Genomic DNA, 10619 nt, shown 5'->3' with positions numbered 1-10619 from the left:
TAATCGGTCGAGGGCTTATCCTAAACACGTTTGCCGTGACCCATACATCCGGTAGACAGCAGCATGAAGGTTTTCAGCAAACCTTATCTTTCGTATCCAGTTTTCAGGGCGTAATGTTCTGACTTTGCAAGCGTCCCCGAACGCTGCAATCGACAACTATTCGGGGGACAAGCGTGGCGGTGTAGCTCAGCTGGCTAGAGCGTACGGTTCATACCCGTGAGGTCGGGGGTTCGATCCCCTTCGCCGCTACCATTACCTTTTTTACCGTAACATATGGAGGATTAGCTCAGCTGGGAGAGCATCTGCCTTACAAGCAGAGGGTCGGCGGTTCGATCCCGTCATCCTCCACCATCTTACTTATTCGATTTCTTAATCGAATCCACTTGGAGCTGTGGTGTAGTGGCCCAACATGCCTGCCTGTCACGCAGGAGACCGCGGGTTCGAATCCCGTCAGCTCCGCCATTTTTCTTTAAAGTAAGGCTCGGTAGCTCAGTCGGTAGAGCAGAGGACTGAAAATCCTCGTGTCGGCGGTTCGATTCCGTCCCGAGCCACCACTTTATTTTCCGATTTAACGGAAAATAGGTAATAGTATGGAGGATTAGTGAAGTGGCTAAACACGGCAGACTGTAAATCTGCTCTCTCTGAGTTCGGTGGTTCGAATCCATCATCCTCCACCATTCTTTTCTTTAGTAAGAGCCATTAGCTCAGTTGGTAGAGCACCTGACTTTTAATCAGGGTGTCGTAGGTTCGAATCCTACATGGCTCACCATTTTTACTAAACACACATACGCAACCGTAGATCTTAGGATCTACGGTTTTTTTGTTATTCCATATAAAATAAATAAGGGTCTGCACCATAATATCTGAGGTGCAGACCCTTTCTCAATGATAATTAATCAATAATTTATCTTAGTTATTAATCCGTAAATTTAATTCAACAGCAAGCTCGTTAACCGTCTCGTTAAGACGCAGCTTCAATTCCTCGGCTAATTCAAATACGGGTGCCTCGTTAGGCTCCTGGGTACGATTAATTTGCGAATCGACGGCGTAGACGCCGCTAACATAAAGTTTAGCTCCCATGGATGCGAGAACCGGCTTGAGGGAATAGTCAATAGAGAGCAGATGTGCAATGGTACCACCGATAAACAAAGGAGCAATGATTTTTCCATCTAGGCCCTTCTGTGGCAGCAGATCTAGAAATGTTTTGAGAACGCCTGTGTAGGAAGCTTTGTAAACAGGACTTGCAATCACGACAGCATCGGCACTTTCAACTAATTTGTTAGCTTCTAGAATAGCTGGGCTGCCAAAACGAGCGTGAATAAGGTCTTCTGCAGGCAAAGAAACGACAGTAATGGTTTTAACTGAAAGGTCTCTCTCAATCAATTGCTGTTCAACATACTGTGTGATTCCGTTTAAACGAGATGCTGCATTGGGACTACCGGAAATAATTACGATATTCGGCATAAGTGCACTCCTCTTTGAAATAATTAGTAGGACGTCAAACAGGTATGAATTGTTTCTTGTATTTTATCGATATAAGGGAACAATGTATAGATGCAAAGATGAATTAGAAAAAGGGGTAATTGCAATGGTATACGTATTAGCGGTATTAATTAGCTTTGCGATTGTGTTTGCAAGCGTTCCACCGCTTCGTGTATTCGCGTTGCGCCTTGGATTTGTTGATCGTCCCAATCAGCGGAAAATACATAATAAGCCGATTCCTCTAATGGGAGGCGCGGCTATTTTTGTTGGCTGCGTAATTACGATGTTTATTTTTCTAGGCTTCACTCCGCTTACTTGGACCATAGTTACAGGGGGAACTGTGCTTGTTATCGTTGGGCTTCTAGACGATGGGGCCAAGGCGAAGGGGCGGGATTTTCCGGTATGGCCGCGTGTAATCCTCTATATGGGTGCTGCTTCGATACCGACATTATTTCATATCAAAATCGCAGGCATTACAAATCCGTTTACACATTTGTTTATTTCATTTCCCGACTGGGTGTCATGGCTTACGACGACGCTATGGGTGTTCGCATTGATCAATATGATCAATTTTATAGATGGTGTGGATGGACTGGCCTCAGGCGTAAGTACGGTGTCAGCACTTACCCTCTTTACGGTGGCGCTTATAAAAGGACAGCCAAGTACAGCTCTTCTTGCTATTATTGTAGCCGGTGTGTGCTTCGGTTTTTTGGTTCACAATTTCTATCCAGCTCGAATTTTTATGGGGGATGCTGGTGCTACCTTTCTAGGGTTTACGTTAGCGGTCATTGCAGTCGATGGAGCATTTAAGAAAGCGACTATTATTACGTTACTTGTTCCGCTGCTTGCCCTAGGGTTACCTATATTTGATACGGGTTATGTCATGCTGCGCAGGCTGTTAAGCGGTAAGGGCCTGCATCGCGCGGACAAGCTGCATACGCATCATCTTTTGATGAAGTGGGGTCTTAATCAGGTGCAAACGGTATCGTTTCTCTATTTGATAGCAGCATTGTTTGCATTGCTGTCAATTATTCTTTTACTGGTGATAGGCTGAATTAAGCAAGCTCTTGTGGTACAATGACGAAAAAAAGCGATATTCCACATAAAAGTGAGAATTAACTTTTTTTACTCATTAATCCGCTTATATCGAGCTGTTAATTGCAATATGTGCCCCAATATGAGGAAGCACGCAGCCGCTAATGCTTGTGGAGATAGGAGATACAGAAATGAGCACGACAGACTGGTTAAAGCCGCTGGAGCACATTTTGAACTGTCCGGTACATGCTGTTTCGAAATCTATAGCGGAGTGGAACAATTTAATTAGCAATGCAGATGAGGTATGGCTAGGGGATCATGCAAAAGCAACTTCTCCTATAGAAGGCCAACGCGTTGAAAAAGACGGAAAAACGTGGATTGTTATGACATCTGCACAATATGAAGTGGATTTATTAGAAATTGCATGTCAATCTCTTCAGGCAACGGAAAAGGAACTGATTAGCTGGACACTGCAGCTTAACCGAGGCCATTTGACGGAGAAAAAAAACGCAGCCCTATCTGAAACGGAGAGGCAAGCGCTTAAGCTAGGCGATTGGATTCAGAAGCAGCTGGAGTCCGATGAGCCTGCTTATTCTTTACCGGATCATCTAACTGTTGGCAGTCGCTTATTTAATGAAATGATTCCTTTCTTACTAGTTACCGAGCAGACTGGCACAAAGCATGCGACCTATTCAGAGTTAGAAAAGCTGCTTCGTTCTTTTATGTCCGATGATGTCTTGCTTATCCCGCTTAAGAGTCAAGAGTGGCTCATATGGGGCTCAATGTCCTTGCTCAGGGATGAGGACTCGGATGGTTTCGATGAACAAGAGGAAGAGACGTTAGAGGATAGCCTAGCCTCGATTGGGCTTGGATTACATGAAATGCTTGCGAGTGAATGGATTGGCGAATGTCATATGGCAGTCGCTCACCCTACATCACCGGCTAAGGGTATGATTGAAACGACGATGCTGCTTCGGGAAACGATTAATCTCGGGCGAAAATTCCATGTCGGAACGAATATTTATTTACCTTGGATGCTTCAGCTGGAGCGTTTATTGAATGCGATTCCAGAAATACACCGAGCGAGATATTTAGAGCAGTCGTTAAAAAGAGCGGATCTATTCGTGGAATCAGAAATGCTGAGCACATTGGAAACATTTTTTACGCTGGATTGTAATGTTAGTGAGACGGCGAAGAAATTATACATTCATCGAAACACATTATTATATCGTCTAGACAAGCTCAAACAAGAGACTGGACTTGATGTTCGTCAGTTTAGAGATGCGGTACTAGTCAAAATTATATTACTATTGTACAAAGTTACGAAAAGAAATTAGTTTTTTTGTAAAGTATGTGCATAGTCATAGGCTCCTCAGTGGGATAAGATATAGGCATAACGAAATTTCTTTCTAGGGGGAAAAATATCATGGCAGGCGTACGTTTAGAAGGCATTTACAAAAAATACCCGGGTACTGACAAAGCATCGGTTACTGACGTTAACTTAGATATTAAAGACAAAGAGTTTCTCGTATTGGTCGGACCATCTGGTTGCGGTAAATCGACAACTCTTCGTATGATTGCAGGCCTTGAAGAAATTTCCGAAGGCAAATTGTTCATCGGCGACCGCCTTGTGAACGATGTTGCTCCTAAAGACCGCGACATCGCGATGGTATTCCAATCCTACGCGTTGTACCCGCATATGAACGTTTATCAAAACATGGCTTTCGGCCTTAAACTTCGTAAATTCAAAAAAGCAGACATCGACAAACGTGTTCGTGAAGCTGCTAAAATTCTAGATATCGAGCATTTGCTTGACCGTAAACCAAAAGCACTTTCCGGTGGTCAACGTCAACGTGTCGCTCTAGGACGCGCAATCGTTCGTGAGCCACAAGTATTCTTGATGGATGAGCCGCTTTCTAACTTGGACGCGAAACTTCGTGGACAAATGCGTGCTGAAATCAGCAAACTTACAAAACGTCTTGAAACAACTACAATCTATGTAACGCATGACCAAATCGAAGCAATGACAATGGGTGACCGTATCGTTGTTATGAAAGACGGTTTCATTCAACAAACAGCTTCCCCAGAGGAACTGTACAACCACCCTGTTAACATCTTCGTAGCTGGCTTTATCGGCGCTCCTTCGATGAACTTCATCAATGGTACGCTTTCAGAGCAAGGCGGCGCGCTTCGCTTCAAAGCAAGCGGCGTTGACGTAGTAGTTCCAGAAGGCAAAGCAGCAACGCTTCGCTCAAAAGGCTACATCGGTAAAGAAGTAATTCTTGGTCTTCGTCCAGAGGATCTTCACGAAGAGCCAGTATTCTTGGAAGCTTCCCCACAAACAATCGTGAACGCGAATGTTGAGGTTGCTGAGAACCTTGGTCACGAGATGTACTTGTACCTAAACGGTATTGGTACTGACTCTGTTATCGCTCGTGTAGATGGCCGTTCAGGAGTTCGTGATGGCACAACTGTTAAACTTGCGATCGACATGAACAAAATTCACTTGTTCGACAAAGCTACAGAACTTAACATTTTCGAAGCTTAATAAATAGTATGGAAGAAGAACGGTCGGATTATCCGACCGTTCTTTTTTTTGTTTAAACATATCGGAGAGATATGTCGAAAAGAAGTATGCTAACAAAATATAAGTGTTTATATGAAAACCGTTTCGATGCTTCGATAGTCTAATACAACAATAGGAATATCAGTGCTTGAGAAATAAGCAGCAGCCTGGCAGGAGGGATGGAGACATGAATAAGGATGAATGGGCTGAGGCGGCGGTAAAGGGCGATGAAACGGCGTTGCTGCAGCGTATCGAGCTGGATAAGCATCAAATGTATGGTATTGCTTACTCTTATATGCGGAATGAATCGGATGCATTGGAAGCGATACAGGAGACCGTTTGCCGAATATGGACAAAGAGACGCAGCTTGAGAGAGCCAAAGTTTTTTACGACATGGGCTATTCGAATTTTGATCCGTGTGTGCATGGATGCTAGGAAGAAGCAATCGAGGGAGAGGCCTACCGAATCTATTGCTCAGCAATATGACAGGAGAGCGAAAGCGATTGATCATGGTGCGGAGGAACGACTGGATATGGCAGCACAAGTACAGATGCTTCCGCCTAACTACCAGATGGTTATTACACTCAAATATTATAGGGACATGACGATCACAGAAATCGCTGAGCTGCTTGAGAAGCCAGATGGAACGATTCGAACTTGGCTGAATAAAGCGTTAAAAGGTTTAAGAGCTGATATGACAGATATGGAGGAGGGGATATGGGATGAACGAGGATATGGAGAAGGAGCACAGGCAAAACGGTCAAAAGCTGCAGAATGACGTCGATCAATTGAATCAAGAGTTTGCTATGTTGCCAGAACATGCACTGGATGATGCCATACAAAGAGGAATAGAGAAGGGGAAGAAGCGTTCAATACGGGAAATCAAAAAGAGATGGAGTATGAGCATGGTTGCAGCTGTATTGAGTGTAATTTTGCTAATCACCGCATTCGTTCGCGTATCTCCTGCTTTTGCATCGATAGTGAAGGATATTCCTGGGTTCAGTGGATTTGTTGAGCTGATTGAGGGGGATAAGTCGTTGATGTCGGCTATGGAAAATGAATTCATTCAGCCGATTAAACAAACTGTTGAAAGGAATGGTTACAAATTTACAGTAGATGGCATTATTGCAGATGATCAACGTATGGCTATTTTATATACAGTGGAAGGGCCAGGCATTAACGGAAATACAAGATTTCTCGATTATGAATTGAAGACGAGTGATGGCAAAGATTTGGCTGCTTCTATCGGGTCATCTCATTATCCAAGTGACGATGCTGAGGTCTCAAATATTCCTGTTCTTCATTATTTGGATATTAAAATAGCTGATGACCAAAAAATGCCGCAGAGCTTGCAATTTGGCTTATTGCTTGGCGGTCAATGGCTTAAGATCGACTTTCCTATTGAGCATGAGAGATTCGCGGATAAGCGTGAAGAAATCTCAATAGGGCAAGAGGTTGAGGTTGGGGGACAACGTTTTACGATTAAGGATGCAGTCATTACGCCGCTTCAAATCGCATTGACAGTTGAGGCGGATCCAAATAATGAAAAGCACGAGAATGGTTTTATAAATGTAGCGTTGGTTGATGAGAAAGGCAGGCGATATGAATCGAATTCGGCTTTTGGCGAGCTGGATACATCAATAACTCTTCATTTCAAAAGCAGCTACTTCGTTCAGCCCAAAAAATTGACATTAGTTGCAGATGGCTTGTATTTGTCAGATAACCATATGAGCCTAACGGTTGATATAGACAAAATGGAGATGATATCATCGCCAGCAAACAGGCTTCAATTATCCAGCAAAGAGCTCCTTGATGGCGAGTACGAAGTAAAGTTTGATTTGCTCAGATTAAATGAAATCGATAAGAAGTTTTGGTATACGTTATTTGCGCATAGCGGAAGCTTTACAGACGCGGCAGGTGTGTCCTATCCTATCTCAGATAATCGAGGAGTGCAATGGAATTCCGATGAAGACAAAGTGTCCTATGTTTTTCGGATTCCAAAGGCGGACTATCAGCAGCCTTTAACATTCGATATCAAGGAATACCCTGGCTACGTATTGAAATCAATAAGTGTACCGATTAAGTAAGTTGAAGGCGCTGAGCAGCGGAGGAAACGTTGCGTTCGGCGCCTTTTTCCTTTACGATGAAGACATTGGAAAATACCATACATATACACACACTAGCAGTTGTCATATGAAGGAGGCTCTACGATGCCGAAAAAAGTGAAAGTATCTGAGCTCGTCAAGCAATTTCAGCTTGAAATTATTGCTGGCGAGGATGGAATGAAACGAGCTATTACTGTAGATGATTTGTATCGGCCCGGTCTTGAGATGGCTGGTTACTTCCACTACCATCCAAGCGAACGCGTACAGCTGCTTGGAAGAACGGAAATATCGTTCCTAAACATGTTGGACGGTGATGAGCGCAAGGATCGTATGGTTCGTCTGTGCAACGAGGACACACCATGTATTATTTTGACAAGAGGTCTGGAATCACCTCAGGAGCTAGTTGATCAATGTAATGAAATGCAAATTCCGCTGCTGCGGAGCAATGTGGCAACGACTATTTTGTCCAGCAGAATTACTGACTTCTTGGAGAGAAAGCTAGCGCCCACTGCAACCATTCATGGTGTACTTGTTGACGTATACGGCATAGGTATGCTCATTACAGGAGGAAGCGGTATTGGTAAAAGCGAAACTGCGCTAGAGCTTGTCAAGCGTGGACACCGCCTTGTAGCCGATGATGCGGTCGAGATTATGCAAACCTCCGATGCACAGCTGCACGGCAGTGCGCCAGAGCTCATTCGTCATTTGCTCGAAATTAGAGGTCTAGGCATTATTAATGTAATGACACTTTTCGGAGCAGGGGCAGTTCGTACGCAGAAGCGTATCGGCCTTGTAATTAAGCTGGAAAATTGGCAGCAGGATAAACAATATGATCGACTTGGTCTTGACGAGGAAACGACGCGTATTATCGATACGGACATTCCGCTTGTCACGGTACCAGTCCGGCCAGGTCGGAACTTAGCAGTTATTATCGAGGTAGCAGCAATGAACTTCCGTTTGAAACGGATGGGCTACAATGCGGCACTTCAGTTTACAAATAAGCTAACAGAAACGATTGCTGATGATATGGACGAATACGATTGAACCTAAAGGGGATATAACTAAATGAAGACATTGATACTAAATCCAATTGCCTTCACATTAGGACCGATTGAAGTGCATTGGTATGGCATTATTTTGGGAATGGCGGCATTAGTAGGGCTATTACTCGTGGTGCAAGAAGGGAAGAGATTCGGTATTAAGCCGGACTTTTTTATGGACTTGCTGCTTCTAGGTGTGCCTTCCGCCATTATCGGAGCGCGAATTTATTATGTGGCGTTCAAATGGGAAGATTATAAGGATAACTTAATTGATGTGTTCAAAATATGGAATGGCGGTATCGCGATATACGGTGCTATTATCGGGGCTTTTATTTGCGGGTTCTTCTATTTCCGCTATAAAGGCTATAATTTCTGGCGATTGGTGGACATTTGTGTACCTGGACTGCTTGCAGGTCAAATGATCGGTCGTTGGGGTAACTTCATGAACCAAGAAGCATATGGTGCTGTGGTTAGTGAGTCCTTCCTTAGTGATACGCTGCACTTACCGGCGTTTATCGTGAATCAAATGCTCATTGATGGTGAATATCGTCACCCGGCGTTTTTGTATGAATCCGTATGGAGCTTAGTCGGAATTGCTGTATTGTTCGTGCTGCGTCGTCAAAAGTTTTTGCGTGCAGGTGAGCTTATGGCCAGCTACTTCATTTGGTACTCCATTGGTCGTTTCTTTATTGAGGCGCTTCGTACCGATAGTCTTGCGTTTAGAGGACCATCATGGCTGGCATCCTTCGTAGACGCTCTATGGACACCTATGGAGGTCTTGTTTACCAAAGGGTACTTGGACCCTGCATACGGCAACATTAGAATTTCTCAAGTACTCGCTTTGCTTCTCATTGTTGGAGCAATTGCTCTTATTATCGTTCGCCGCAAGACCGGTCTGGCGAATGCATATTATCTTGATCCGATTACGACAACGAGGCCAGAGCGAAACGTTGATACAGGCTCTGCACCAAAGGGTTCTGATCATTCGAATGGCTCTACTAAAGAGGATAAAGCAGACAAGCATTAACGTAATTTAGGGAGGTTTATCGATGACGGGCAATATCAAAACGATGCTGTTCGATTTGGACGGCACGATTATCGACACCAATGAGCTTATTATTCGCTCGTTCATAGAATCTTTGCAGGGTGTAGCACCTGAAGGCTTCGGAAGAGAACATATTATTCCTAGTATGGGACAACCGCTTACCGATCAGATGAAGCTATTCTCAGGTCTGGAAGACGTAGATCATCTTGTGGCGGCATATCGTGAAGTGAATTTGCGTTTGCATGACGAGTATGTAAAGCCGTTTGATTATGTCATTGAAGTAATAGAGCGAATGCATAAACATGGTATTCAAATCGGAGTTGTCACGACAAAAATGCGGCTAACAACGGAGCGCGGTTTAAAATACGTCGGGCTGTTTGACTTTGTAGATGCAATTGTCACGATTGATGATGTTGTTCATGCCAAACCCCATGCAGAACCAGTGACCAAAGCCATCGGGCTTCTTGGTGCAGACCCGGCAACCACCATGATGGTTGGAGACAGCACGGTTGATATTGAATCCGCAATTGCAGCAGGTACGATAGCGGTCGGTGTCGCTTGGTCGCTAAAAGGCGAGCAGATCCTAAAGGGTGCTGGAGCCCATCATGTCATCCACGATATGCGTGATCTCTATTCCTTTGTCGGAATGGAGCGGGAGACGTTTGCGTAAAGTTGAACGATATCCGGTGGAAGGGCCTAACGCGCTGTGGCAAGTATATTCAACGGTAAGCCGATTCAAAGCGGTTCGTAACTTTATATGCATTCAACTAGCGCGTTATTGTCCGATTCTTCCGTTAAAAAATTGGATTTACCGCCGCCTGCTCGGCATGAAGGTCGGAGAGCATACCGCATTTGCGCTTATGGTCATGGTCGATGTCTTTTTCCCCGAGCGTATCTCGGTAGGCAATAATACAATTATCGGATATAATACAACCATTCTGACTCATGAATATTTGATCAAGGAGTACCGACTCGGTGACGTCGTGATTGGCTCCAATGTAATGATAGGTGCGAATACGACGATATTGCCAGGTGTAACAATCGGTGATCACGCCATTGTAGCTGCCGGCTCTATTGTCCATAAGGATGTACCTGCTTATTCTTTTGTAGGCGGAAATCCGATGCGGGAAATTAGACGGAGTGAGATGGTCGTGCCAAGCGAGTTCGATGAAAGTGTGCGCAACATTTTAAACTAATCGGCTATGGAAAGCTTCGTCCGCGCGAGAACGTTTCGCAGTAGGACGAGGCTTTCTTTTTGGTGTGAATTAGGCGGATTTCAGCTTGACGAAAATAAGCTTTTCATGCTAATATTACGACTAAACTCTTTAATTTGTTAGCATGGTAAC

Annotated in this window: 10 protein-coding genes and 6 tRNA genes; 15 read left to right on the top strand and 1 reads right to left on the bottom strand. The window is 44.3% G+C overall.

Going from position 1 to position 10619, the window contains the following annotated elements:
* Positions 1–175 precede the first annotated feature (175 nt).
* From AC0YN6_RS28475 to AC0YN6_RS28450, 6 genes are all read left to right on the top strand, one after another.
* Positions 176–252, top strand: a tRNA-Met gene (locus tag AC0YN6_RS28475).
* Between the two features lie 23 nt (positions 253–275).
* Positions 276–351, top strand: a tRNA-Val gene (locus AC0YN6_RS28470).
* Between the two features lie 34 nt (positions 352–385).
* Positions 386–462 (top strand) — tRNA-Asp (locus AC0YN6_RS28465).
* A 16-nt stretch (positions 463–478) separates the two neighbouring features.
* Positions 479–554: transfer RNA gene (locus tag AC0YN6_RS28460), tRNA-Phe, on the top strand.
* Between the two features lie 38 nt (positions 555–592).
* Positions 593–677: transfer RNA gene (locus tag AC0YN6_RS28455), tRNA-Tyr, on the top strand.
* Positions 678–693: 16 nt separating this feature from the next.
* A tRNA-Lys gene (locus AC0YN6_RS28450) sits at positions 694–769 on the top strand.
* A 140-nt stretch (positions 770–909) separates the two neighbouring features.
* Here AC0YN6_RS28450 and ssuE read toward each other — a convergent pair.
* On the bottom strand, positions 910–1464 hold the full coding sequence (gene ssuE, locus AC0YN6_RS28445; RefSeq protein ID WP_475751353.1) for an NADPH-dependent FMN reductase: 555 nt from the start codon (positions 1462–1464) through the stop codon (positions 910–912).
* 124 nt (positions 1465–1588) lie between these two features.
* Here ssuE and AC0YN6_RS28440 point away from each other — a divergent pair, with 124 nt between their 5' ends.
* The 9 genes from AC0YN6_RS28440 to AC0YN6_RS28400 all read left to right on the top strand — a co-directional run bounded on the left by AC0YN6_RS28440 (position 1589) and on the right by AC0YN6_RS28400 (position 10469).
* The gene (locus AC0YN6_RS28440; RefSeq protein ID WP_475751351.1) at positions 1589–2536 is read left to right on the top strand and encodes a glycosyltransferase family 4 protein; all 948 of its coding nucleotides are present in this window, start codon (positions 1589–1591) and stop codon (positions 2534–2536) included.
* Positions 2537–2708: 172 nt separating this feature from the next.
* Positions 2709–3854: a PucR family transcriptional regulator gene (locus AC0YN6_RS28435; RefSeq protein ID WP_475751349.1), complete on the top strand. Its 1146-nt coding sequence runs from the start codon at positions 2709–2711 to the stop codon at positions 3852–3854.
* 89 nt (positions 3855–3943) lie between these two features.
* Positions 3944–5065: an ABC transporter ATP-binding protein gene (locus AC0YN6_RS28430; RefSeq protein WP_475751347.1), complete on the top strand. Its 1122-nt coding sequence runs from the start codon at positions 3944–3946 to the stop codon at positions 5063–5065.
* Between the two features lie 205 nt (positions 5066–5270).
* Positions 5271–5861, top strand: a complete 591-nt coding sequence (locus AC0YN6_RS28425) for a sigma-70 family RNA polymerase sigma factor (RefSeq protein ID WP_475751345.1) — start codon at positions 5271–5273, stop codon at positions 5859–5861.
* Positions 5806–7170, top strand: coding sequence for a DUF4179 domain-containing protein (locus tag AC0YN6_RS28420; RefSeq protein WP_475751343.1), 1365 nt, complete (start codon positions 5806–5808; stop codon positions 7168–7170). Before AC0YN6_RS28425 ends, AC0YN6_RS28420 begins: the two co-directional genes overlap by 56 nt.
* Before the next feature lie 123 nt (positions 7171–7293).
* Positions 7294–8232, top strand: coding sequence for an HPr(Ser) kinase/phosphatase (hprK, locus tag AC0YN6_RS28415; RefSeq protein ID WP_475751341.1), 939 nt, complete (start codon positions 7294–7296; stop codon positions 8230–8232).
* 21 nt (positions 8233–8253) lie between these two features.
* A complete protein-coding gene (lgt, locus tag AC0YN6_RS28410; protein ID WP_475751339.1) occupies positions 8254–9255 on the top strand; it encodes a prolipoprotein diacylglyceryl transferase in 1002 nt (333 codons plus the stop codon).
* 22 nt (positions 9256–9277) lie between these two features.
* Positions 9278–9943 carry a pyrophosphatase PpaX gene (ppaX, locus tag AC0YN6_RS28405; RefSeq protein ID WP_475751337.1) on the top strand — a complete coding sequence of 222 codons (666 nt, stop codon included), beginning with the start codon at positions 9278–9280 and terminating at the stop codon, positions 9941–9943.
* Positions 9936–10469: an acyltransferase gene (locus AC0YN6_RS28400; RefSeq protein ID WP_475751335.1), complete on the top strand. Its 534-nt coding sequence runs from the start codon at positions 9936–9938 to the stop codon at positions 10467–10469. The genes ppaX and AC0YN6_RS28400 overlap by 8 nt, the downstream gene beginning before the upstream one ends.
* The last annotated feature ends 150 nt before the right edge of the window (positions 10470–10619 follow it).

It is taken from the genome of Paenibacillus sp. J22P15, assembly GCF_056269345.1.
Note: the sequence above shows the minus strand (reverse complement) of the source record. Positions and strands in the feature narration are given on the sequence as shown.

What these genes read in the sequence shown, in the direction of transcription:
- ssuE (WP_475751353.1), bottom strand. Translation starts at nt 1,464, where the DNA reads ATGCCGAATATCGTAATTATTTCCGGTAGTCCCAATGCAGCATCTCGT.
- AC0YN6_RS28440 (WP_475751351.1), top strand. Translation starts at nt 1,589, where the DNA reads ATGGTATACGTATTAGCGGTATTAATTAGCTTTGCGATTGTGTTTGCA.
- AC0YN6_RS28435 (WP_475751349.1), top strand. Translation starts at nt 2,709, where the DNA reads ATGAGCACGACAGACTGGTTAAAGCCGCTGGAGCACATTTTGAACTGT.
- AC0YN6_RS28430 (WP_475751347.1), top strand. Translation starts at nt 3,944, where the DNA reads ATGGCAGGCGTACGTTTAGAAGGCATTTACAAAAAATACCCGGGTACT.
- AC0YN6_RS28425 (WP_475751345.1), top strand. Translation starts at nt 5,271, where the DNA reads ATGAATAAGGATGAATGGGCTGAGGCGGCGGTAAAGGGCGATGAAACG.
- AC0YN6_RS28420 (WP_475751343.1), top strand. Translation starts at nt 5,806, where the DNA reads ATGAACGAGGATATGGAGAAGGAGCACAGGCAAAACGGTCAAAAGCTG.
- hprK (WP_475751341.1), top strand. Translation starts at nt 7,294, where the DNA reads ATGCCGAAAAAAGTGAAAGTATCTGAGCTCGTCAAGCAATTTCAGCTT.
- lgt (WP_475751339.1), top strand. Translation starts at nt 8,254, where the DNA reads ATGAAGACATTGATACTAAATCCAATTGCCTTCACATTAGGACCGATT.
- ppaX (WP_475751337.1), top strand. Translation starts at nt 9,278, where the DNA reads ATGACGGGCAATATCAAAACGATGCTGTTCGATTTGGACGGCACGATT.